This is a genomic window from Branchiibius cervicis (genome assembly GCF_042661605.1).
In the GTDB taxonomy this organism is placed as follows: domain Bacteria; phylum Actinomycetota; class Actinomycetes; order Actinomycetales; family Dermatophilaceae; genus Branchiibius; species Branchiibius cervicis.
In genome coordinates, this window is the sequence record NZ_JBHSWJ010000002.1 from 1,216,570 (window position 1) to 1,238,416 (window position 21,847).

Annotated in this window: 19 protein-coding genes, 1 tRNA gene and 3 pseudogenes; 10 read left to right on the top strand and 13 right to left on the bottom strand. The window is 69.3% G+C overall.

What is annotated here, in order from left to right; genetic code table 11:
• Position 1: 1 nt before the first annotated feature.
• A pseudogene (gene lipB / locus ACFQBT_RS06455) lies at positions 2 to 694 on the bottom strand (lipoyl(octanoyl) transferase LipB); the annotation flags it as partial.
• Here lipB and ACFQBT_RS06460 point away from each other — a divergent pair.
• Together ACFQBT_RS06460 and ACFQBT_RS06465 are read left to right on the top strand one after the other, a co-directional pair.
• Positions 642 to 1,319 (top strand): YczE/YyaS/YitT family protein, encoded by a 678-nt coding sequence (locus tag ACFQBT_RS06460; RefSeq protein WP_377821284.1) that lies wholly within the window; start codon positions 642 to 644, stop codon positions 1,317 to 1,319. The pseudogene lipB and the gene ACFQBT_RS06460 overlap by 53 nt on opposite strands.
• 56 nt (positions 1,320 to 1,375) lie before the next feature.
• On the top strand, positions 1,376 to 3,019 hold the full coding sequence (locus ACFQBT_RS06465; RefSeq protein WP_377821286.1) for a serine/threonine protein kinase: 1,644 nt from the start codon (positions 1,376 to 1,378) through the stop codon (positions 3,017 to 3,019).
• Positions 3,020 to 3,082: 63 nt separating this feature from the next.
• On the opposite strand, the gene ACFQBT_RS06470 is transcribed toward ACFQBT_RS06465, so the two are convergent.
• From ACFQBT_RS06470 to sucB, 6 genes and pseudogenes are all read right to left on the bottom strand, one after another.
• The gene (locus tag ACFQBT_RS06470; RefSeq protein WP_377821288.1) at positions 3,083 to 3,895 is read right to left on the bottom strand and encodes an ABC transporter permease; all 813 of its coding nucleotides are present in this window, start codon (positions 3,893 to 3,895) and stop codon (positions 3,083 to 3,085) included.
• Entirely contained in the window at positions 3,895 to 4,692 is a 798-nt protein-coding gene (locus ACFQBT_RS06475; protein ID WP_377821289.1) for an ABC transporter permease, read from the bottom strand. Before ACFQBT_RS06475 ends, ACFQBT_RS06470 begins: the two co-directional genes overlap by 1 nt.
• 6 nt (positions 4,693 to 4,698) lie before the next feature.
• Positions 4,699 to 5,637 carry an ABC transporter ATP-binding protein gene (locus ACFQBT_RS06480; protein WP_377821291.1) on the bottom strand — a complete coding sequence of 313 codons (939 nt, stop codon included), beginning with the start codon at positions 5,635 to 5,637 and terminating at the stop codon, positions 4,699 to 4,701.
• A 33-nt stretch (positions 5,638 to 5,670) separates the two neighbouring features.
• A complete protein-coding gene (locus tag ACFQBT_RS06485) occupies positions 5,671 to 6,027 on the bottom strand; it encodes a DUF1731 domain-containing protein (protein WP_377821293.1) in 357 nt (118 codons plus the stop codon).
• A 212-nt stretch (positions 6,028 to 6,239) separates the two neighbouring features.
• A pseudogene (locus ACFQBT_RS06490) lies at positions 6,240 to 6,566 on the bottom strand (NAD-dependent epimerase/dehydratase family protein); the annotation flags it as partial.
• A gap of 17 nt (positions 6,567 to 6,583) precedes the next feature.
• The gene (gene sucB, locus ACFQBT_RS06495) at positions 6,584 to 8,401 is read right to left on the bottom strand and encodes a 2-oxoglutarate dehydrogenase, E2 component, dihydrolipoamide succinyltransferase (protein ID WP_377821295.1); all 1,818 of its coding nucleotides are present in this window, start codon (positions 8,399 to 8,401) and stop codon (positions 6,584 to 6,586) included.
• 222 nt (positions 8,402 to 8,623) lie between these two features.
• Between sucB and ACFQBT_RS06500 the strand changes: the two genes are divergently transcribed.
• Positions 8,624 to 8,857: a DUF5302 domain-containing protein gene (locus tag ACFQBT_RS06500; protein ID WP_377821297.1), complete on the top strand. Its 234-nt coding sequence runs from the start codon at positions 8,624 to 8,626 to the stop codon at positions 8,855 to 8,857.
• Positions 8,858 to 8,893: 36 nt separating this feature from the next.
• Positions 8,894 to 9,280 carry a DUF4031 domain-containing protein gene (locus ACFQBT_RS06505; RefSeq protein WP_377821299.1) on the top strand — a complete coding sequence of 129 codons (387 nt, stop codon included), beginning with the start codon at positions 8,894 to 8,896 and terminating at the stop codon, positions 9,278 to 9,280.
• On the opposite strand, the gene ACFQBT_RS06510 is transcribed toward ACFQBT_RS06505, so the two are convergent.
• Entirely contained in the window at positions 9,208 to 10,704 is a 1,497-nt protein-coding gene (locus ACFQBT_RS06510) for a leucyl aminopeptidase (protein WP_377821301.1), read from the bottom strand. The two genes, ACFQBT_RS06505 and ACFQBT_RS06510, sit on opposite strands and share 73 nt — an antisense overlap.
• A gap of 175 nt (positions 10,705 to 10,879) precedes the next feature.
• Here ACFQBT_RS06510 and ACFQBT_RS19915 point away from each other — a divergent pair.
• Together ACFQBT_RS19915 and ACFQBT_RS19920 are read left to right on the top strand one after the other, a co-directional pair.
• Positions 10,880 to 11,532: pseudogene (locus tag ACFQBT_RS19915) on the top strand (aminomethyltransferase family protein); the annotation flags it as partial.
• A gap of 24 nt (positions 11,533 to 11,556) precedes the next feature.
• Entirely contained in the window at positions 11,557 to 11,898 is a 342-nt protein-coding gene (locus tag ACFQBT_RS19920) for a glycine cleavage T C-terminal barrel domain-containing protein (protein ID WP_465252297.1), read from the top strand.
• 31 nt (positions 11,899 to 11,929) lie between these two features.
• Here ACFQBT_RS19920 and selD read toward each other — a convergent pair whose 3' ends face one another.
• From selD to fdh, 4 genes are read right to left on the bottom strand one after another with little or no spacing between them, the layout of a single operon-like run.
• Positions 11,930 to 12,919: a selenide, water dikinase SelD gene (gene selD, locus ACFQBT_RS06520; protein WP_377821303.1), complete on the bottom strand. Its 990-nt coding sequence runs from the start codon at positions 12,917 to 12,919 to the stop codon at positions 11,930 to 11,932.
• Between the two features lie 4 nt (positions 12,920 to 12,923).
• Positions 12,924 to 13,844 (bottom strand): NrfD/PsrC family molybdoenzyme membrane anchor subunit, encoded by a 921-nt coding sequence (gene nrfD, locus ACFQBT_RS06525; RefSeq protein WP_377821305.1) that lies wholly within the window; start codon positions 13,842 to 13,844, stop codon positions 12,924 to 12,926.
• Between the two features lie 11 nt (positions 13,845 to 13,855).
• Positions 13,856 to 14,740 carry a 4Fe-4S dicluster domain-containing protein gene (locus tag ACFQBT_RS06530; protein ID WP_377821307.1) on the bottom strand — a complete coding sequence of 295 codons (885 nt, stop codon included), beginning with the start codon at positions 14,738 to 14,740 and terminating at the stop codon, positions 13,856 to 13,858.
• 2 nt (positions 14,741 to 14,742) lie between these two features.
• Positions 14,743 to 17,982: a formate dehydrogenase gene (fdh, locus tag ACFQBT_RS06535; RefSeq protein WP_377821309.1), complete on the bottom strand. Its 3,240-nt coding sequence runs from the start codon at positions 17,980 to 17,982 to the stop codon at positions 14,743 to 14,745.
• An 83-nt stretch (positions 17,983 to 18,065) separates the two neighbouring features.
• Here fdh and ACFQBT_RS06540 point away from each other — a divergent pair.
• From ACFQBT_RS06540 to ACFQBT_RS06555, 4 genes are all read left to right on the top strand, one after another.
• Positions 18,066 to 18,160 (top strand) — tRNA-Sec (locus ACFQBT_RS06540).
• 27 nt (positions 18,161 to 18,187) lie between these two features.
• Entirely contained in the window at positions 18,188 to 19,492 is a 1,305-nt protein-coding gene (gene selA / locus ACFQBT_RS06545) for an L-seryl-tRNA(Sec) selenium transferase (RefSeq protein ID WP_377821311.1), read from the top strand.
• Positions 19,492 to 21,087 (top strand): selenocysteine-specific translation elongation factor, encoded by a 1,596-nt coding sequence (selB, locus tag ACFQBT_RS06550; protein ID WP_377821313.1) that lies wholly within the window; start codon positions 19,492 to 19,494, stop codon positions 21,085 to 21,087. The genes selA and selB overlap by 1 nt, the downstream gene beginning before the upstream one ends.
• The gene (locus tag ACFQBT_RS06555) at positions 21,084 to 21,209 is read left to right on the top strand and encodes a SelB domain-containing protein (protein ID WP_377821315.1); all 126 of its coding nucleotides are present in this window, start codon (positions 21,084 to 21,086) and stop codon (positions 21,207 to 21,209) included. The genes selB and ACFQBT_RS06555 overlap by 4 nt, the downstream gene beginning before the upstream one ends.
• A 22-nt stretch (positions 21,210 to 21,231) precedes the next feature.
• Here ACFQBT_RS06555 and ACFQBT_RS06560 read toward each other — a convergent pair whose 3' ends face one another.
• Entirely contained in the window at positions 21,232 to 21,786 is a 555-nt protein-coding gene (locus tag ACFQBT_RS06560; protein WP_377821317.1) for a bifunctional adenosylcobinamide kinase/adenosylcobinamide-phosphate guanylyltransferase, read from the bottom strand.
• Between the last annotated feature and the right edge of the window lie 61 nt (positions 21,787 to 21,847).

Consider the following 21,847-nt stretch of genomic DNA (forward strand, 5'->3'; position numbering starts at 1 on the left):
TCAGGTGCTTCTCGACGTACGGGAGAATCTCCTCGACGCTGACGTCCCGGCCCAACTCCTGGCTGATCGAGGTGACCCCGGCGTCGGCGATCCCGCACGGCACGATCACCTGCGACCACGACAGGTCGCAGTCGCAGTTGAGAGCGAACCCGTGCATCGTCACGCCACGGGAGACCCGGATCCCGATCTGACCCAGCTTGCGTGCCGGTTTGCCGTCGTCCGCCGGAAGCCACACACCGCTGCGCCCTTCAACGCGCTCGACGTCCAGGCCGACGTCGCGGCAACTGCTGATCAACACTTCCTCGACCCGCCGGACGTAACCGACCACGTCCAGCGGTTCGGCCAGCCGCAGGATCGGGTACCCGACCAGCTGCCCCGGCCCGTGCCAGGTGATCTTGCCGCCGCGGTCCACGTCGATGACCGGAGTGCCGTCGAACGGCCGCTCGTGCGCCTCGGTGCGCTTGCCCGCGGTGTAGACCGCTTCGTGCTGCAGCAGCAGGACGGTGTCCTCGCGAGTCCCGTCGGCGACGTGCTCGTGGATCTGCCGTTGTAGTGCCCAACCCTGCTCATAGGGGACCAACCCGGGGAGGTACTCGAAGTGCATCGCGCCAGCGTACGCCGCACCTCTGGTTTGATGAGACATGACTATCGATCGGGCACTCGTCAGCCGGATCTTCTGGGTGCTCGTCGGCATCGCCCTGATCGGCCTGGGGTCGGCGACGTTACGTGTCGCACAGGTGGGTGTCGATCCCTACACCGCAGCCAACATCGGTATCAGCCACAAGCTCGGCCTGGATCTGGGTGCCTACCAACTGATCAGCAACATCGTGCTGTTCATCCCGATGCTCATCTGGGGCCGTAAGTACATCGGGATCGGTTCGATCCTGAACATGGTGCTGACCGGGTTCATGGTGCAGTGGTTCACCGCCCTGCTGGACCCGCTGGTCCCGGACGCTCCGCAGCCGTGGTTGAAGACGCTGCTGTTCGCGATCGGCATCGCCGTCTTCTGCCTCGGCGCCGCGATGTACATGCAGCCGGGGCTGGGGACCGCGCCGTACGACGCCGTCGCGCCGATGATCGTCGACCATTCGAAGGCGCCGTACCGGGCCGTCCGCGGCACGCAGGACGTGTTCTTCCTCCTCCTCGCCGCGATCTTCCACGGCCAGATCGGGCCCGGCACCGTGGTGACCGCGTTCTTCACCGGACCGTTGATCCAGTACTTCACCCGCACGGTCACCGAGCCGCTGATGCGTAAAGCCCAGGCTGCGGACGCGGCGCGCGCTGACCTGCACGCGGTCACGGCGCGCAACCACTTCTGACCACCCCCTGTGGATAACTTCTGCGGACCGGAACCGATCCACGCCAGCCTGTAGGCGTGCAGGAGACATCGCCACCGACCATTCCCGGGTACGACGTGTTGCGGCCGATCGGTGCCGGAGGCTCGGGGACGGTGTGGGCCGTACGCCGAGACGACGGGATGCGCCTGGCGGCCAAGCTCCTGCCGCAGGACCGGGCCGACGAGGCGACGTGGGCCCGGACCGTCACGGACGACCATCTGCTGCCGGTCCTTGAGGTGGTCCGCGGGTCCCAGGACGGGCAGGAGGTCACCGCCCTGGTGATGCCGCTGGCGGAAGGCGGATCGTTGGCCGACGTGATCGGCGCCCGCGGTCACTTCACCGCCGGCGAACTGGTCACCGTGCTGGTCCCCGTCGCGCGGGCGGTGCATCGGCTGCACTCGCTCGGGCTGGTGCACGGCGACGTGAAACCGTCCAACGTGTTGCTCACGGCCAACGGCCGGCCGATGCTCGCCGATCTCGGTGCGGCCCACCTCACCGCGCAGACCGACGGTGTCGAGAGGTGGGCCACCGAGCTGTGGTCCGCGCCGGAGGTCCTCGGTGGGGCCCCGGCAGATGCCGCCAGCGATTGCTATGGGCTGGGTGCGATCGCCTGGGCGTGCGCGACCGGCGAGGCGCCGCCGCCGGCGGCCATGCGACCCCGCCTGGTCGACGTCGCGAGCCAGCTCGACGAGCGGTTGTGCGACGTCATCACCTCCTGCCTGTCGCACACTCCTTCGGCCCGGCCCGGTGCCGCCCAGCTGGCCGAACTGATCTGGGCCGCAGCTGATGCCGAACCGGCGCCGGTGGGCTTGTCGGCGGGTGCTCGTACTGCGCCCCCGCCCGGTGACCCGGCCGCGGACCTGACCCGCCGGATCCGGGCCCGGGCAGTCGCCGAGGCGCTGCCCGCGCCGGAACCGCTGCGCCGGCGCGGGTGGTTCTCGCGACACGTCGGCAGCGACGCGGAGAACGACAGCCGCGTCGGTGTGGTTGCGGCATCAGCCGACCGCAGCACCGCAGATGTGCGCAATCGCGCACCGACCCGGCGGGGCAGGCATGCCGCGACGGAACCGGCGCGATCGCGGCGTCGGGTCGTGATCGCCGGGTGCCTGACCGCCCTGGTTGTCGTGACCGGGTGGTGGCTGATAGCCCCGGATCAGCGGGCTGTGCCGGCAGTGACCCGCTCCGTCCAGCAGCCCGCCGTCGCTGCCAGCACGCGGATCGTCGTCGCGGCCCCGGAACCTGCGGTGGAACCCGTCGGACCGACGTCCTCGTCGCAGCCGGCGCCTGCGCCGACTAACGGCGAAACCGCCCTCGCGGACCCGGCTGCGCTTCTGCGGTCGCTGCTCGCCAACCGCGCAGAGTCCTGGAACGCACTGGACACGACCCGCCTCGCAGGAGCCTTTGTTGTGGGTTCGACTGCGTGGCAACAGGATTCGAGGGACCTGTCGACGGTGAGAGCGCGCAGGGCGTCGTACCAGGACGTCCGGTTCGAGGTTCGCAGTGCGGTAGTGACGCACCGCTCGGCCACCTCGGCCCGGTTGAGTTCGGTAATCACCCGGTCGGCCTGCCGGTTGCTGGTGGCGGGCATTGAGCGCGCAATACCAGCGCAGACCAACACGGTGGATTTCGACCTGACGAGGACCCCGGACGGCTGGCGGGTCAGCGCCTGGCACCAGGAATAGTCCGACCCGGTGACGACGGCCCGCACGCAGGCGTAGATACCAGGAACCAGTCGACCCGCTGGCCTACTTCAGCAGCAGAGCCGCCAGGCGGCGCCGCACGATCGCCGTACCGAGCAAGCCCAACGCCATCAGGTAGACCACGGAGACCCCGCTGGCCCAGGTGACGTGTCCGGTCGTGAGCTCCCGGCACAGCACGACCCCGCGGTACAGCGGGGTGCATTGCACGATCCATTGCAGCCAAGCGGGGAACGCCGACAAGGGGAAGAAGGTCGCCGAAAACAGGAACATCGGCAAGGTGGCGAGGGTGATGTATTCAAAATCCTGCCAGGAGCGCATCCACGTGGTCAGGCCCATCGCGATTGCCGCGAACGCGAAGCCGATCAGCAACGCTGCCGGCAGCGCCAGGATCGCCAGCCACGAGTCGATCAGGCCCATCGCCAGCATGACCAGCAGGAACGCCGCGGAGTAGATTCCGCCGCGCAACAGCGCCCAACTGATCTCACCGCGCGCAATGTCGGCGGGGGTACGGGGCGTGGCCAGGATCTGGTCGTAGAGCTTGGCGTAGCGCAGCCGGAAGAACACGTTGAACGTCGCGTCGAAAAGGGCGCCGTTCATGGCCGAGGCCGCAAGCATGCCGGGAGCCACGAAGGCGGCGTACCGGATGAGGTGACCGTCGACCTCGAACCCCGGGATCAGTTTGCCGACGCCGATACCGATGGAGAACAGGTAGAGGACCGGCTCGAGGAACCCGCTGACGAACACCAGCCAGCTGCGCCGGTAGACCAGCAAGTTGCGATAGACGATGGTGCCGGTTGCTTCGAGCGCGGACAGTTTGCGGCCGGTGACCCGGGCCGCTGTAGGAGCGATCACGGACATCAGCGCACCAACCGTCGTCGCAGGAACCGCACCGACAAAGCGGTGAACACCAGGCCGATCACGGCCAGATACAGCACATGCCACCAAGCGGCCGGGTTCCACGTGCCCAGAGTGGCCATCCGGGTCAGTTCGACCCCCTGCCACAGCGGCGAGATCCTGGCCAGGTGTTCCAGCACACTGGGCAGGTTGTGGATCGGGAAGAAGGCGCCGGAGAACAACACCAACGGCATGACGACCAGCCGGAAGATCAGCGAAAAGCCGCTCTCGTTCTTCAGCAGGCAGGACACGGCGTACATCGGGGCGACGAACGCCCAGCCGATCAGCAGCTGGATCGCGAACGCTGCGAACCCGCCGACCACGCTGCTGATCACCCCGAACGGCGTCATCACCAGCACGAACACCGCCGAACTGATGGCGATCCGCAGCATGATGAAACCGAAGTGCGCCGCGACGATCTCGCCGATGCCGACGGGGGAGGCGAGCATCGAGAAGTACGTCTTGTCCCACTTGATCGCGCCCATGACCGGGTAGGTCGCATCACCGATCGCCAACTGCATGGACTGGGCCGCAAGGAGCCCGGGCACGACGAAGTTCAGGTAACTGGTCGCGCCGTCCAGGGTGGCCGGATCGCTCTTGATGAATCCGCCGAGGAACACGCCCATGGCCGCGACGTAGAGCAGCGGGTTGAGGAACGAGGTGACGATGCTGCCGCGCCAGGTGCGCCGCAGCACGGTTAGCCAATAGTCGGTCAGCCGGGTGGTCAGCGCCCAATGCGATGGGGCGGGAACGGTGCTCATCGCGGGTCAGTCCACGAGGCTGCGGCCGGTCAACCGCAGGAAGACGTCTTCGAGGGAGGCCCGCCGCACCAGTGCGGCCGTCGGGAGGAGGCCGCGCTCGGCGACCGCGGCCAGTACCTTCTCGCCGTTGTCGGTGTAGAGCAGCAACCGGTCGGGGAGCACCTCGATGCGGTCGGCGAGTCCGTCCACCTGCTCGGCGTACGCCGCGTGGTCGACTACTCCGAACCGCACCTCCGCGACCTCCCGACTGGCGTACTGCGCGATCAGGGCTGCCGGGGTGCCCTCGGCGGCGATGCGACCCTGATCCATCACGACCAAGCGGTCGCACAACTGCTCCGCCTCGTCCATGTAGTGGGTCGTGATGACCAGCGTCACGCCTTGCTGCTTCAGTCGAAACAGCTTGTCCCATAGGACGTGTCGGGCTTGCGGATCCAGGCCGGTCGTCGGCTCGTCGAGGAGCAGCAGTTCAGGATCGTTGACCAAGGATCGTGCGATGGTCAGCCGCCGCTTCATCCCGCCGGACAAGTCGTCGACCTTGGCGTCCGCCTTCTCGGTCAACTGGGCGAAGTCCAGCAGCTCATCGGCCTTGGCGCGCACCTGTTTGCGGCCGATCCCGAAGTAGCGGCCGTAGACGATCAGGTTCTCGCGCACGGTGAGTTCGTTGTCAAGGGTGTCGTCCTGCGGGCACACGCCGAGCCGGGCACGTATCTGCGACCCGTGAGTGGCCGGGTCCATGTCGAGGATGCGCAGGTCACCGCTGGTCACGGGCGAGACCGCGGCGATCATCCGCATCGTCGAGGACTTGCCGGCGCCGTTGGGTCCGAGGAAACCGAACGATTCTCCGCGGACGACGTCGACGTCGATGCCGCGTACCGCTTCGAAGTCGCCGAACGACTTGTGCAGGTCGTGGGCGCGGATCATCACCGCGGGGGATTCAGCCGACATGCTAGCAATCTAGCACCGGCGCCGTACCGGTTGCTACGAGGATCGGGCCAACCACCGGGCGACCGTATCAATAGTGCTGAACTCCCATTGGAAGCCGTTGTCCTGCAGCACTTCCGGCACGATCTTGGCACTGGTGAGCACGTCGCTGGCGAACTCACCGAGGACGGCGTGCAACGCGAAGGACGGTGCGGGCAAAACTGCGGGGCGGTGGTAGGCCGAGCCCAGAGCATGCGCCAACTCCTTCTGCCGGACCGGTGCCGGAGCGACCAGGTTGACCGGGCCGGTGATCTGCGGGTTGTCCAGCAGGAAGAGCAGGGCCGCGACCTGGTCGGGCAGGGCGATCCAGGGGAACCATTGACGGCCCGAGCCCAGCGGCCCCCGAGGCCCCATTTGGCCAGGGGCAGCATTCGGCTGGCGGCGCCACCCTCCGGGGACAGCACGATGCCCGTGCGCAGAAAAGCCGTAGGGGCGCCGGCCACCACCGCCGGCTCAGCGGCATGCTCCCAGTCGCGGACCACACCGGCCAGGAATCCTTCACCGGAGTCGCTGCGCTCGGTCAGTTGCTGTTCGCCGCGATCGCCGTAGAAACCGCTTGCCGATCCGGACAGAAAGCGCGGTCCGTCGAGAGCGGCGACCGCCGTCGCAATGGTCCTCGTGGCGTCGACCCGTGATGAACGAATGACCTGTTTGTACTCCGGGGTCCAGCGCTTGTCGCCGATACCCGCACCCGCGAGATTCACGACTGCCGAAATGCCCTGCAGCGCCTCCAAATTCACGTCCCCCGCACCGGGATCCCAGGTGACTTCATCGGGTTGCTGGACCGGGCGGCGTACCAGCCGGATCACCTCGTCGCCACGGTCGCGCAGCGCATGACACAGCGCGCTGCCGATCAGGCCGGAGGATCCGGTGACGGCAACGCGCTGGGTCATGCACTCAACCTAGGGGATCAGACCTCGAAGGCACCCTCCTCGAGGCGCGCCTTGATCGTGGTCAGGAAGCGGGCGGCGTCCGCTCCGTCGACGATCCGGTGGTCGTAGGACAGCGCCAGGTAGACCATCGAGCGGATGGCGATGGTCTCGCCACCGTCGGCGTCGCTTTCCACGACCGGACGCTTGACCACCGCGCCGGTACCCAGGATGCCGACCTGCGGCTGATTGATGATCGGAGTGTCGAACAACGCGCCCCGGCTGCCGGTGTTGGTCAGCGTGAATGTGCCGCCGCCCAACTCATCCGGAGTGACCTTGTTATCGCGGGTCCGGCTGGCCAGATCGGCGATGCGTCGGGCCAGGCCGGCGATATTGAGGTCGCCGGCGCTCTGGATGACAGGGACGAACAGGCCCTTGGGCGTGTCGACCGCGATCCCGAGGTTCTCGCTGGCGTGGTAGACGATCGAGTCGTCTTCAACGCTGGCGTTGAGCACCGGGTAGGCCTTCAGCGCCTCGATCGTGGCCAGCGCGAAGAAGGGCAGGAAGCTGAGTTTGATTCCTTCCCGGCGCTCGAACTCGGCCTTGCTGCGGTCACGCAACCGGGCGATCTTGGTCACGTCGACCTCGACCACCGTAGTCAGCTGCGCCGACGTCTGCAGCGACTCCACCATGCGCGTGGCGATCAGCTTGCGCATCCGGCTCATCTTCTCGGTGGTGCCGCGCTTGGCCGATACCGGAGCGATCCTCGGGGCCGCCGGCGCAGCAGGCGCGGCCGCGGGGGCCGGCTCCGGGGCAGCAGGTTGGGCAGCAGCCTGCTTCGCGGCTTCCGCCGCGGCCAGGACGTCCTGCTTCCGGATCCGCCCGCCGACACCCGATCCGGTGATGGTCGACAGATCGACGTCGTTCTCGGCGGCCAGCTTGCGCACCAGTGGTGTCACGTAGCTCGCCGCGTCGTCAGCGGAGGCCTTCTCGGGCTGCGAGCCGGCGGCCGTACCGACGGGTTCGGGCTCCTTGGCCGGTTCGGCGGCCGCAGGCTGCGGCTGCTTGACGGGCTCGGGCTCCTGTGCCGGCTCGGGTTCCTTCGCGGGCTCGGGTTCCTTCGCGGGCTCGGGCTCCTTGGCTTGCTCCGGTTCCTTCGCGGGCTCGGCTTCCTTGGCCGGCTCCGGCGTCTCCTGAGCGGGTGCCTCCGCGGCGGGCGCGGCGGCGCTGCCTCCGACGATCGCGAGGTCGGCACCGACCGGCACCGTCTCGTCCTCGCTCACCAGGATCTTGGTCAACTTGCCCGCGACGGGCGAGGGGATCTCGGTGTCGACCTTGTCGGTGGAGACTTCCAGCAGCGGCTCGTCCACCGCGACGTCGTCACCCTCGGCCTTCAGCCAACGGGTGATCGTGCCTTCGGTGACCGACTCGCCGAGAGCCGGCATCGTGATCGTCTCACCGCCGGACACCTCTCCGCTCGAGGACGCCTCAGCCGGTGCGGCCTGCTCCGTCGACGGGGCGGTGGGCTCGGCCTCGGCCTGCGGTTCCGCGGCTGGCTCCTGCGCGGACTCCGTTGACTGCGAGGCGGTTTCGTCGGGTGCAGCGTCCGCGGGTGCGGCATCGCCGTCACCGACGACGGCGAGGTCGGCGCCGACGGGTACGGTCTCGTCCTCCTCGGCGAGGATCTGTTGCAAGGTGCCTTCGACCGGAGACGGGATCTCGGTGTCGACCTTGTCGGTGGAGACTTCCAGTAGCGGTTCGTCCACCGCCACGTGATCGCCCACCTGCTTCAACCAACGGGTCACCGTGCCCTCGGTGACCGACTCTCCCAATGCGGGCATTGTCACGCGTTCAGCCATGCTTCCCAGTCTCTCCGATCTCTCCCAGCCCGCGCACGCGGGGTCCGTGACGTGGTCAGTTGGCGACGAGTACGGGTCGGGACCGGGTACGTCCGAACGCCTCGTCGCGTCGCTGTCCGCTTCCCGCGATTGTGTCACTGGCGGCGCGCAAATGGCTGGTCCGGCCATGAGGGAGCATGCGAGAGTGGCCCGAAGGCATCCATCCACCGGGAGGTGATCGAGGTGGCAAAGACCCCTCACGCGCACGATGACGATCAAGCCCCACAGGACGCGGACCAGTCTGCGCAGTCTCCGGCAGACGAGGCGAAGCGCAAGTTTCGCGAAGCCCTGGACCGCAAGCACGCGCACGGCGGCCGTGACGTCAGCGCGGGCGGCTCGGACAGCAAGGTGCACGGGTCGCACCGCGCAGAGACCAGCGGTGCGCAGCAGATGTTCCGCCGGAAGTCCGGCGGCTGACCGCAGCGTCCGCGGGGTGCAAGGAACGGCGACGCGGTGAGCGTCTACATCGACGACGCCTTCATCGATGCCACCGTGGGCAGCGCCGATCGTCGGTTCCGCTCACGCTGGTGCCATCTGGTCGCGGACAGCAGCGAGGAGTTGCTGCAGTTCGCCGAGCGGTTGGGCATCGATCAACGGTGGCTGCAACGCCGCGGTGAGCCCGGCGAGCATTTCGACCTGCCCGAACCGCGGCGGGAGCACGCCGTGCAGTACGGCGCGATCGAGATCTCCTGGCGCGAGAGTGTTGCGTTGGTGCGGGCGCACCGGGCCGGCGAGGCGTTCGACCTCGCCGGCCTTCGCGCCTCCGCTCAGCGGGCCAGTGATTCCGCGAGCGCCACCACGGTGCGTACGCCGTGGCCGGTGCCGCCGGCCGGGGTGTAGCCGTAGGGCGACTTGTCGTTGAACGACGGCCCGGCGATGTCCAGGTGCGCCCAGGGGATCTGGGTACCGCTCACCTCGCCGACGAATTCCTGCAGGAACAATGCAGCGGTGATCGCCCCGCCCCAGCGCTCGCCGGTGTGCTTGACGTCGGCGATCTGGGAGTCCAGCGACGGCCGCAGCTCCTGCAGCAACGGCATCGGCCACATGTCCTCGCCGGTGGTCTTGGCGGCTTCGATGACCTGGTCGACGATTTCCTCGGTGTTGCCGATGACCGCCGTGGTGCGGCCGCCGAGTGCCACCATCGCCGCACCGGTGAGGGTGGCCACGTCCAGCATCAGGTCCGGCTTCACGGTAGATCCGATGGCGAGACCGTCGGCCATGACCAGGCGCCCTTCGGCGTCGGTGTTGATGATTTCGACGGTCTTGCCGTTCGGCATCGTGACCACGTCGCTCGGACGCTGCGCATCGGCGCCGGTCATGTTCTCGGCGAGACACAGGTAGGTGGTCACGGCGATCGGAAGCCCGAGCGCGGCGATCGCGCCCGTCGCGGCGGCGACCGCGGCCGCACCGGCCATGTCACTCTTCATCGTCAGCATCCCGTCGGCCGGCTTCAAGCACAGACCGCCGGAGTCGAACGTGATCCCCTTCCCGACCAGGACGATGCTCGCCTTGGCGCGGGCCGGTTTGTAGGTCAACGTGACCAGACGCGGCGGGCGGGCCGAACCCCGACCGACCCCGATCAGGCCACCGCACTGCTGCCGCTCCAGCGCCTTCTCGTCGGCCACCCGGACGGCGACCTTGGTCCCGGTGAAGTGCTTGCGTGCCTCCGCGGCGAACGAGGCCGGGTAGAGGTCCAGCGGGGGAGTGTTGACCAGATCCCGTGCCCAGCTCACCTGCTCGGCCACTGCCGTGGCCCGTGCCAACACCTTGCGCGCAGCAGCACTCTTGGCGTCCGCGGTGACCACCGTGAGCCGTCCGACAGGCGCCTTGGCGTCCTTGCTCTTGTACGTCGTGAACGAGTAAGCGCCGAACAGTGCGCCTTCGGTGGTGGCAGCCAGCAACGCGGGCGTGGCGGTCGGGAAGAGCAGGGCAGCGTTCGACGTACCGGCCAGCGCGCGCGAGGCGGAACCCGCCGCGCGACGCACTGATTCGGCGTCCTCGTCCCCGGGAGCAGAGCTCAGTCCGCTACCGACCACCAGCACGAGGGCGTCGGTGCCGGGGACGCCGGTGACCTTGATGACCTCGTCGGCAGCGCCGGAGGCGCCGACGGCACTGAGGTACTCATCGACGTACGTCACGGCATCCGCGGAGAGCCATTCGACGGGAATGACGCGCGCACCCGTGTCCTGCTTGTGGGACAGGACTGCCAGGGTCGCGACGGCCGGTCGGGCGGGGATGCGATCGGACAGGCTGATCGAGGTCATGAAGCGATTCCTTCGCGTCGTCGGTTGCTTCGGGTCGCCGCGCGGGTTTGCGGCACTCCCGGTAAAGATACGCCGCGGGCTTCGATACCGTTCGGGCATGACTCTCGCGACTTCTCCCCTGCATGACCGCCACGTCGCTCTGGGCGCCAAGATGGCCGACTTCGGCGGGTGGGAGATGCCCATCGAGTACCCCGGTGGCGGCGTCCTGCGTGAGCACCAGGCGGTCCGCGAGAGGGTCGGTCTGTTCGACGTCAGTCACCTGGGCAAGGCCCGGGTCGCAGGACAGGGCGCCGCCGACTTCGTGAACGAGTGCTTCACCAACGACCTGCGGAAGGTCGCGCCGCCCAAGGCGCAGTACACGATGTGCTGCGACGACGCGAGTGGCGGTGTGGTGGACGACCTGATCCAGTACTTCGAGGCCGAGGACGACATCTTCCTGGTGCCCAACGCCGCCAATACCGCAGAAGTGGTCTCTCGGCTGAAAGCTGCTGCGCCGGAGGGTATTTCGATCACCAACCTGCACACCGACTACGGCATCATCGCGGTCCAGGGACCAAAGAGCGCCGAGGTGGTTGCCGCGCTCGGGCTGCCGACCGACCTGGACTACATGTCCTTCGCCCGTGCCGAATGGGATGGGCGCGAGGTCATCGTGTTGCGGTCGGGTTACACGGGGAGAAGGGCTTCGAGCTGGTGCCGCGCTGGGACGACACCCCCGCGCTGTGGGATGCGCTCGTCGAGGCGATGGCACCGTTCGACGGGCTTCCCTGCGGGCTCGGCGCCCGGGACACGTTGCGCACCGAGATGGGCTACCCGCTGCACGGCAACGACTTGTCGATGGACATCACTCCGAACATGGCGCGCGCCGGCTGGGCCGTGGGCTGGAAGAAGGACGCCTTCTGGGGCAAGGAAGCGCTCGAGGCGCAGAAGGCCCGTAAGGACTACCGGCTGACCTGGGGGCTGCTGGCGACCGGGCGGGGTATCCCGCGAGCGCACTGTGCGGTGCTGGGCGCCGACGGCCAGCAGATCGGCGAGGTCACCTCGGGCACGATGTCGCCGACGCTGAAGCAGGGGATCGCCCTGGCCCTGCTCGACCGCGGGGTGGCCGAGGGCGATGAGGTGAGCATCGACGTACGCGGAAGGTCGTTGCCGGCGAAGGTCGTGAAGCCGCCGTTCGTGCAGACCCACATCAGTTGAGTCGTCCAGCCGCGGACTGCACCCACGCCGCTCAGCGCACGCTGACCGTCGCCGATCCGGCCGGGACGAGCTGGCCGATCACCGGGTAGCCGGGCAGCTCGCCGGCCACCAGCAGCCCGCCCGAGGTCTGGGCATCGGCCAGCAGCACCAGCTCGTCCTCGTCCACCTGCGAGTCAAGGTGCGGGCGCACCCAGTCCAGGTTGCGCCGGCTGCCCCCGGGGACGAAGCCGGCGGCGTACGACGAGCGGACCGGGTCGAGATAGGGCACGGCGTCCGACTCGATCACCGCCGAAACCCCGCTGGCCCGGCACAGTTTGAACAGGTGACCCAGCAGGCCGAAACCGGTGACGTCGGTCGCGCACACCGCGCCGGCGTCGAGCGCCGCCCGGGAAGCGTCCCGGTTCAGCGTCGTCATCACTTCGATCGCCTCCGGGAACACCTCGCCCGTGGCTTTGTGCCGGTTGTTGAGGACACCGAGTCCGAGCGGCTTGGTGAGCGTCAGCGGCAAACCGGCAGCGCCGGAATCGTTGCGCAACAGGCGTTCCGGGTCGGCGATACCGGTCACGGCCAGACCGTACTTGGGTTCGGGGTCGTCGATGCTGTGCCCGCCGGCCAGGTAGCAGCCCGCCTCCCGCGCCACGTCGGCGCCACCGCGCAGCACATCGGCAGCCAGGTCGAAGGGGATCTTGTCGCGCGGCCAGGCCAGCAGGTTGACCGCTGCCAGCGGTTCGCCGCCCATCGCGTAGACATCCGACAGCGCGTTCGCCGCCGCGATCCGGCCCCAGTCGTACGGATCGTCGACCACCGGGGTGAAGAAGTCGGTCGTCACCACCAGCGCCCGCCGGTCGTCCAGCCGCACCACCGCAGCGTCGTCACCATGCTCGACCCCCACCAGGAGATCGTCTCCGGCCGGCGGGACGAGGGCGCCGAGCACCCGCTCGAGTTCTCCGGGCGGGACCTTGCAGGCGCAACCGCCGCCGGCGGCGTACTGGGTCAATCGTGAAGGGTCGGTAGTGGTCACCGGCTTATTGTGCGACGGCGGCCTGGGCCGCTTGCCGTGCGCGCACCCGTTCGCGTTGCGGCACCACGGTGTACTTGGGGTCGTTCGCCGAGGCCATGCCCGCTTCGAAGATGCCGAACCGGGTCAGCAGTGACGCCGCCACGCATGCGCCGCCGGCGATCGCCGAGGCGACCCGGGAACGACGCCCCAGCAACAACGTGGCACCGGCAGCGACAGCGGTGGTGGCCCGCGCCGTCTTCATGAAGAACCCGGGTCGCCCCTGTTGGTAGGGCTCGGCCACCATGCCGAGCCGGCGGACCAGGCTCTCGGCGGCGGCGATCTCCACGGCAGCTCCGGCGATCAACATGCGTCGGGCCGGTGCGGCCTGCGCGACCGGGGTGAAGACCATCGCCAGGCCACCGGCCGCGGTTGCCCCCGAGCCGCCGAAGATGAAGGGCATCTCGCGGTAGGCCTCGTGCCACGCCGGTACTGCCGTGTTGCAGATCAGGGCGCCGGTGTAGGTAGCCAGCGCGGGACCGAAGACCGCTGCGCCCACGCCGCTCAGGCGTTCGACACCCGGCAGCCATCCCGTCACCTGGCAGGCTGCAGCGGCCGAGGACAGCGTCGCGAACGGCGCGAGGATGAACGAGCCCACCGATAGCGGCGAGGTGGGCTTGAAGACCCGCAACATGTTCAGGAAGCGCTCCGGCCGGCCCAGGTCGTGGATCAGCGCGATGGTGCCCACCCCGGCGCCCGAGGCGGCCGCCAGCCGCGCGACTCGGGCGAGGGCAGGGCGCCCGGTCAGCGCCGCCCCTTCGGCCAGGACGGCGGAGGCACCGGCGAGCCCGCCGACGAACAGGTAGAGCGGTACGTCGGGTGTCTTCCACGTGGGTTGCTTGATGATGGGGCGGCCGTAGTAGGAGTCGAATTCGGCTCCCGGGACCATTGCTTGTTCCTTCATCGGCGCCCCACGAAGGAGGCGACGCCGACGCCGACCAGGGTGGCCGCCGCGGCACCCACGTGCCGCCAGATGGAGCCCAGATCGCGCGTTGTCACGACCGGGTCCGGCGGCAGGCCGTAAACCTCAGGTTCGTCCAGCAGCAGGAAGAACGCCCCATCTCCGCCCACCCCGTCGGTGGGATCGGCGCCGTACAGACGCGCCTGCGTGACTCCCTCGGCGTGCAGGTCCGCCACCCGCGTTGCCGCCCGTTCGCGCAGTTCGGACAGATCGCCGAACTGGATGGACTGGGTGGGGCAGGCCTGGGCGCAGGCCGGCGTCCGGTCGGCCTTGAGCCGGTCGTAGCACAGCGTGCATTTGAATGCTCGCCCGTCGCCCGGGCGGATGTCGATCACGCCGTAGGGGCACGCCGGAACGCAGTACCCGCACCCGTTGCACACATCCGGCTGAACCACCACGGTGCCGAACTCGGTGCGAAAGAGCGCGCCGGTCGGGCACACGTCAAGACAGGCGGCGTGCGTGCAGTGCTTACACACGTCCGAGGACATCAACCAGCGCACTTCGCCCGGATCGCCTTGCGGCTCAGGCGGACCCACGACCGGCATTCCGAGATCCACTGCAGGCGGCGATGGGGGCTCGGTCTGCTCGACGAACGCCACGTGCCGCCAGGTCGATGCGCCGAGTGCCACGGTGTTGTCGTAGGACATGCCGGTCATCGCCAGCCCGTCCTCGGGGACGGCGTTCCACTCCTTGCACGCCACCTCACACGCCTTGCACCCGATGCAGATCGAGGTATCGGTGAAGAAGCCCTTGCGCGGCGGATGCCCGTCGTACCCCGCGTCACCCGCCGGGTCGTCGAGGGGTCCGGACAGCGAATGGTTCACGGCTACTCCTGCGAATCGGCGGCACGGTCACGGTATTGCTGGACGAAATCCAGTAGCGCGGCACCACGGGGTCGACGACCGGCCCGGATGTCGCAGGTGCCGACCTTGTCCTGGATATGCACGTTCGGGTCGAGGGCCACGCCCACCAGGTCGTTGGCCGCGTCGCCGGTGACCAGACCGTTGCCACCCCAGTGGTAGGGCAAGCCGACCTGTTCGACGAACTGATCGCCAAGGCGCAACGAGCGCAGTCGCTCGGTGACCACGACGCGGGCCTCGATCGCCGAGCGGGAGGTGACGATGGTGGCCCACCCGCCGTGCTCCAGGCCGCGCTGCGCGGCCAGGCGGGGTGAGACCTCACAGAACATCTCCGGTTGCAACTCCGACAGGTAGGGCAGGGTCCGGCTCATCCCGCCCGCGGTGTGATGCTCGGTCAACCGATAGCTGGTGAACACGTACGGGAACACGTGCGTCAGCGACGGGTTCATCGGGTTGGAACCGGTTGTGATCGGTTCCAGGGCCGGGTTGCTCTGCTGGCGGTACACGGCGTTGCTCACCGGTGACTCGGGCGGCTCGTAGAACGCCGGCAGCGGGCCATCGGCCAGTCCCACGGGTGCATAGAGCCAGGCCTTGCCGTCGGTCTGCATGATGAACGGATCGCCGCCGCCGATCGCGTCCGGGCCGGTGGCGCCCTCGGGCGGGACGTAGTCCGGCGGACGATCGGCGACGAAGTCGGGCACGTCCGCGCCCGTCCACGTGCCCGCCTGCTCGTCCCACCAGACGTACTTCTTGCGCTCGCTCCAGGGTTGCCCCTGCGGGTCGGCCGCCGCCCGGTTGTAGAGGATGCGGCGATTGGCCGGCCAGGCCCAACCCCATTCCAGCGCCACCTCGTCCTGCTCCCAGCGCGGCTTGCGACGGGCCGCCTGGTTGACCCCGTCCGCGTAGACCCCGGCGTAGATCCAGCAGCCACAGGACGTCGACCCGTCGCTCTTGAGCTGGGTGTACGACGACACCGGGCTTGGGTGGTCGCCGGAGGTGTCGTAGCCGTTGATCTCGGCCAGGACGGCCTCGGCATCCGGCTCCTGCAACGGACCCTCGGTCGGGTAGTCCCACGTGAGGTCCAGCAGCGGCGCGTCCATCTCGTCGGTCGATCCGGCCAGCTTGGCCCGGATGCGCTGCCCCAGCTCGTAGTAGAACTGCAGGTCGCTGCGGGCATCGCCCGGCGGTTGCACCGCCTGGTGGCGCCACTGCAGCAGGCGCTGGGTGTTGGTGAAGGTGCCCTTCTTCTCCACGTGGGAGGCAGCCGGCAGGAAGAAGACCTCGGTGCCGATCTCGGCGGTGACCAACTCCCCGGTGTCGATCTCGGGGCCGTCCTTCCAGAAGGTCGCCGTCTCGATCATCGCCATGTCCCGCACGACCAGCCAATCCAGGTTGGCCAGACCCAGGCGCTGCATCTTGCCGTTGGCGGAGCCGATCGCCGGGTTCTCGCCGATCACGAAGTAACCCTTGCAGCGCCCCTCGATCTGGTTGACCACGGTGTCGTACGTGCCGTGGTGACCCGTCAGTCTGGGGAGGTAGTCGAACCGGAAATCGTTGTCAGCAGTGGCCGATTCACCCCACCACGCTTTGAGCAGACTGACCGCGTAATCGCGCATGTTGCCCCAGTACCCGGTCTTCCCGGCGTCCTCCGCGACGAACGAGTCGAGGTCCTCGTGCTGCTGCGCATGCGGCATCGGGATGTACCCGGGCAGCAGGTTGTAGAGCGTCGGGATGTCGGTCGAGCCCTGGATGCTCGCGTGGCCGCGCAACGCCATGATCCCGCCGCCGGGCCGGCCGATGTTGCCCAGCAGCAGCTGCAGGATGGATGCGGTGCGGATGTTCTGCACACCGGTGGAGTGGTGCGTCCAGCCGACGGCATAACAGAAGGCGCTGGTGCGTTCGCGCCCGGAGTTGTCGGTGAGGGCGCGCGCCACCTGCTCGAACTGCTCCGGCGGCACCCCGCAGACCTGCTCCACCAGCTCGGGGGTGTAGCGGGCGAAGTGCCGCTTGAGGATCTGGTAGACGCAGCGCGGGTGTTGCAGGGTCTCGTCGCGTTCCGGCTTGGCACCTACCGACGGCCCGCCGGAACCCGCTGTCTCGGACTGACCGGCCTCGTGCGACTGCTCGGCGTCGCTCGATTCGTCGGGTCCCGCCGGCTGACCGGGGTCGCGCTGACCGGCGGCCGCGGACTCGGTCGCTCCTTCGTACTGCCAGGTGCTGGGGTCGTAGTGCCGCTTCTCCTCATCCCAGCCGGAGAACAGGCCGTCCAGATCCTCGGTGTCGACGAAATCCTCGCTGACGATCGACGCAGCGTTGGTGAAGTTCACGACGTACTCGCGGAAGTCCAGTTCGTTCTGCAGGACGTAGTTCACCAGGGCGCCGAGGAACATCACATCGGTGCCGGCGCGCAGCGGCACGTGCAGGTCAGCGACCGCAGAAGTACGGGTGAATCGCGGGTCGACGTGGATGATCATCGCGCCCCGCTTCTTGGCCTCCATCACCCACTGGAAACCCACCGGGTGACACTCGGCCATGTTGGAGCCCTCGATCAGGATGCAGTCGGCGTTGGCCAGGTCCTGCTGGAAGGATGTGGCTCCTCCCCGGCCGAAGCTCGCTCCCAGACCGGGAACGGTGGAGGAGTGTCAAATGCGGGCTTGGTTCTCGATCTGGATCGCGCCCAGCGCCGTGTAGAGCTTCTTCATGAGGTAGTTCTCCTCGTTGTCGAGGGTCGCTCCTCCGAGGCTGGCGATACCCAGCGTGCGCCGGGTCCGCTTGCCCTGCTCGTCCTGCCACTGCCACATCTGCCGGCGGGTGGCGATGACCCGGTCGGCGATCATGTCCATCGCGGTGTCGAGATCGAGATCCTCCCATTGCGAGCCGCCCGGTCGGCGGTACCGCACCTTCGTGACGCGGCTGGCCGAGGTGACCAACTGCTTGCTCGCACTTCCCTTGGGACACAGGCGGCCTCGCGAGATGGGGCTCGCCGGGTCACCCTCGATCTGCGTCACCTTGCCGTCCGAGACGAAGACCCGCTGCCCGCAGCCCACCGCGCAGAACGGGCACACGGACGGGACGACGGCGTCGGCCTGCTCGGTGCGGGCGATCAGATCCCGGCTGCGCGCGGACTGGACTGCCGCGCCGCGACCCAGCCGGTCGCCGCTGCGCAACTGCCGCAGCACCGGCCATTCCAGCGGTGTGCCAACCATCGGAACTCCTTCTCGCGGTGTCGGAACTCACGCTAGTTCACGCCGTACCCCGTTCGGAGGTTCTCGCCCGTTAGGCTTCCGGCGGAGGCGTTCCTCGTCTGGTGACGGGCGCGGTCTTCAAAACCGTTGTGGCCGGGTATCCCGGCCAGGCGGGTTCGATTCCCGTCCGCCTCCGCCACTTCGTCCCGTCACCGCAGGAGGACCCGTGCAGGACCCTCGCCGCCGGGTGCCCCGGACGGATGCGTTGCTGGCCGATCCCCGGCTGGCGCGGTCCATCGACCGGCTCGGCCGGGACCGGGTCAAGGCGTCGATCGTCGCGGCGCAAGACCGTTGCCGGCGTGGCGAACTCGCCCCTGAGTCGGTCGTGGACGCGGCACTGGACGCCCTGCCGGCCAGTGGTACGTCGATGCGCCGGGTCATCAACGCGACCGGAGTGATCGTGCATACCAATCTGGGCCGGGCGCCGCTGTCGCACGCCGCGCGCGAAGCGGTCGCGGTGGCGGCGGGGGCGACGGACGTCGAGATGGACCTCGAGTCGGCCCGCCGGGGACCGCGTGGACGCGCGGCGATGGATGCGCTGCGCGCGGCCGTACCGGAGGCGGGCGACGTGCACGTGGTCAACAACGGTGCTGCGGCCCTGGTCCTGGCGGCGCGGGCACTGGCCGCGGACGGTGAGATCGTGGTCGCGCGCGGCGAGATGGTCGAGATCGGCGACGGGTTCCGGATCCCGGAGTTGTTGGAGTCCGTCGGCGTCCGGCTGCGCGAGGTCGGGACCACCAACCGGGTCCGGCGGGAGGACTATGCGAGCGCGGTCAACGACCGGACCGGATTCGTGCTGAAGGTGCACCCGTCCAACTTCCGCGTGGAGGGCTTCACCTCTAGCGTGGCGGTCTCCGCCCTCACCGGGCTCGGGGTGCCGGTCGTCATGGACATCGGTTCCGGCCTGCTCGCACCGCATCCCCGCCTGCCCGAGGAGCCGGACGCGGCCAGCACCCTGCGCGCGGGCGCGGACCTGGTCACCGCCTCCGGGGACAAACTGCTCGGCGGGCCGCAGTGCGGGCTCCTGCTGGGTGATGCCGCTCTCGTGCACCGGTTGCGCCGGCACCCCATGGCGCGCGCGGTGCGGGTGGACAAGCTGACGCTGGCGGCGCTGGAAGCCACGCTGTGCGGTCCGCCCACCCCGGTCGCGCAAGCGTTGGCCCGGCGCCCGGAAGAGCTCAGGCAGCGGGCCGAAACCCTGGCGGCCCGGTTGCGCGAGCAGGTCCCGGGTTGCGACGTCGACGTCCGGAAGTCGGCCGGCAGGGTCGGCGGGGGAGGCGCACCGGGGGTGCCGTTGCCCAGTTGGACGCTCACGGTGCCGCCGCAGTACGCCCGGGCGCTGCGGCTGGGTGAGCCACCGGTCGTCGGGCGAGTACATGACGACCGTCTGGAGCTGGACCTGCTCACGGTGCCCGAGGCGGACGACGAGGCGCTGGCGCAGGCGGTGGTGCGGGTCGTGGCGGCCGGCTGATGCAGGTCGTCGCCACCGCCGGTCACGTCGATCACGGCAAGTCCACGCTCGTGCGGGCGCTGACCGGTACCGACCCCGACCGGTTGACCGAGGAGCGTCGGCGCGGGCTGACCATCGAGCTGGGGTACGCCTGGACCGATCTGCCACCGGTCGGCCAGGTCGCTTTCGTCGACGTTCCCGGGCACGAGCGGTTCATCGCCACCGCGCTGGCCGGACTGGGCCCGGTCCCGGTCGCGATGTTGGTGGTGGCCGCCGACGACGGCTGGATGCCGCAGACCGGCGAACACCTCGCTGTGCTGGAGGCTCTCGGCGTCCGGCACGGCCTGCTGGTCATCACCAGGGCCGACCTGGCCGATCCCGCACCGGCCCTCGGGCAAGCGCGAGAAGCCCTGGCGGGTACCGGGCTGGCGCACATGCCGGCCGTCGTGGCCAGCGGACACACCGGTGCCGGCCTGGACCGGCTCCGCGAGGTTCTCGGTGGGGTGCTGGGCGGCGTACCCGGTCCTGACCCGTCGGCGGACGTGCGGTTGTGGGTCGACCGCCGGTTCCACATCAAGGGGGCAGGAACCGTGGTCACCGGCACCCTGCCGGCCGGCACGATCCGGGCAGGGGAGCAACTCGCGGCCGGTTCGCAGCAGGTGCGGGTGCGCGGCGTGGAATCGCTGGGCCGACCGTGTCCGAGTGCGACCGGCGTTGCCCGGGTAGCCCTGAATCTGGCTGCGCCGGTGCCGGATTCGCTGACCCGGGGGACTGCGCTGACGACGCTGGGTGCGTTCCTGCCGACCCGGGAGGCCGACGTTCGACTGATCGGCCCGGAGCGGGTTCCCGAGCGGCCGATGCTGCATCTGGGTTCGGCTGCGGTGGGAGTGCGGACCCGGCGGTTGGGAGGCGGTTTCTACCGGCTGCGGCTCGATGCGGCGCTTCCGCTGCGGGTAGCGGACCGCGGGGTACTGCGAGACCCCGGCAGCCGGCGCCTGTGGGGCCTCGAGGTCCTCGACCCGCTCCCGCCGGCGCTGGAGCGTCGGGGCTCGGCCGCCGAGCGGGCGACGTCCTTGGGGGAGTACGGCGCGACCCCGGCGGCCGAGCTGCGTCGCCGGGGCGTCGTACGCCGATCGGACCTGGCCCGGATCGGCGCCCCCGTGGACCCGGTACCGGACGGTGCGGTGGCGGTCGGGGATTGGCTGATCGGAGCCGATCGGGCAAGCGAACTACGTGACCGGCTGCGGACGGCGGTCGACGCGGCCGGGGGCAGTTGGCGATCCCGGAGGCAGCGCAGGCGCTCGATCTGCCCGACCCTGTCATCGTGGCGGCGCTCGCCGAGGGGTGGCTACCGGTGGCGGCGGGCCGGGTGGGCACGGCCCGCCGCGTCGAGATGGATCCGGCGGTGCAGGAGTTGCAGGAGGAGTTGGCATCGGCACCGTTCGCGGCACCGACGGCGCAGCGCTTGGCCGAGCTGGGCCTTGACCGGTCGCGGATCGGCCGGTTGCACCGCGACGGTCTGCTGTTGCGCGTCGCCGACGGCATCGTGCTCCTGCCGGGTGCCGACCGGCGCGCCGTGGACCTTTTGGCCGACCTCGACCAGCCGTTCACGGTGAGCACGGCCCGGCAGGCGCTCGGAACGAGCCGGCGCGTCGTCCTGGCGCTGCTGGCCCACCTGGACGCGACCGGCGCCACGGTGCGGCTGCCCGACGACCGCCGCCGGGTCCGCCGGGGATAGGACGGAGGACGACGACGCGAGGTCAGTAGGGCAGTGCCGGGAACGCGGAAAGGTCGACCGCCCGGCCGCCCATCAGCAGGACGGCCCGACTCAGGTGGTTGGACAGGACCGTGTTCGCCAGGCCCAGGGCGTCTTGCAGCGTGCGGTCGACCGGTGCACCGGCAGCGACCATCAGACCCAGCTCGCGGCTGATGACCACCGCGTCGTACGGCAGAGCCGACAGCAGAGCGGCGAGTTCGAGCGTGGCGTCGGTGACGGCGGCGTTGGCTTTCTCGGGAGCGTCCCAGGCATTCGCCGCGGTGATCTTTCCGGCCACCCACGCGGCCAGGTTGTCGACCAGAACGGCGCCGCGGGCGTAGAGGATCGAGCGCACCAGGTCGTTCGATTCTTCGGTCACCCAGCCCTCGGGCGGCGAGGCGAAAGCGGGTTCCGTGACGGTGCTGATCGTGTCGGAAAGAGCCGGATCTGCCTCGTCTGCCAACGGGCGCAGCACCCGGGTGCCGTCGCCGGTGAGCAGTGACTCGGCGTACCGGCTCACAGGGGTGTGCACCCCGGCGAGGACGAGGGTCGTGGTCACGGTGACGAGAGTAGCGCGCAAGCAGGCCGCGGGCCGGATCGGCCGGACGGTTGCGATACCC

Excerpts from the sequence above, each read along its gene's own strand:
- selB (WP_377821313.1), top strand. The coding sequence starts at position 19,492 with ATGCAGGTCGTCGCCACCGCCGGTCACGTCGATCACGGCAAGTCCACG.
- ACFQBT_RS06485 (WP_377821293.1), bottom strand. The coding sequence starts at position 6,027 with ATGGGGCCTCGGGGGCCGCTGGGCTCGGGCCGTCAATGGTTCCCCTGG.
- ACFQBT_RS06475 (WP_377821289.1), bottom strand. The coding sequence starts at position 4,692 with ATGAGCACCGTTCCCGCCCCATCGCATTGGGCGCTGACCACCCGGCTG.
- ACFQBT_RS06510 (WP_377821301.1), bottom strand. The coding sequence starts at position 10,704 with ATGACCTCGATCAGCCTGTCCGATCGCATCCCCGCCCGACCGGCCGTC.
- ACFQBT_RS06460 (WP_377821284.1), top strand. The coding sequence starts at position 642 with ATGACTATCGATCGGGCACTCGTCAGCCGGATCTTCTGGGTGCTCGTC.
- nrfD (WP_377821305.1), bottom strand. The coding sequence starts at position 13,844 with ATGGTCCCGGGAGCCGAATTCGACTCCTACTACGGCCGCCCCATCATC.
- ACFQBT_RS06480 (WP_377821291.1), bottom strand. The coding sequence starts at position 5,637 with ATGTCGGCTGAATCCCCCGCGGTGATGATCCGCGCCCACGACCTGCAC.
- sucB (WP_377821295.1), bottom strand. The coding sequence starts at position 8,401 with ATGGCTGAACGCGTGACAATGCCCGCATTGGGAGAGTCGGTCACCGAG.
- ACFQBT_RS06470 (WP_377821288.1), bottom strand. The coding sequence starts at position 3,895 with ATGTCCGTGATCGCTCCTACAGCGGCCCGGGTCACCGGCCGCAAACTG.
- ACFQBT_RS19920 (WP_465252297.1), top strand. The coding sequence starts at position 11,557 with ATGGCGCGCGCCGGCTGGGCCGTGGGCTGGAAGAAGGACGCCTTCTGG.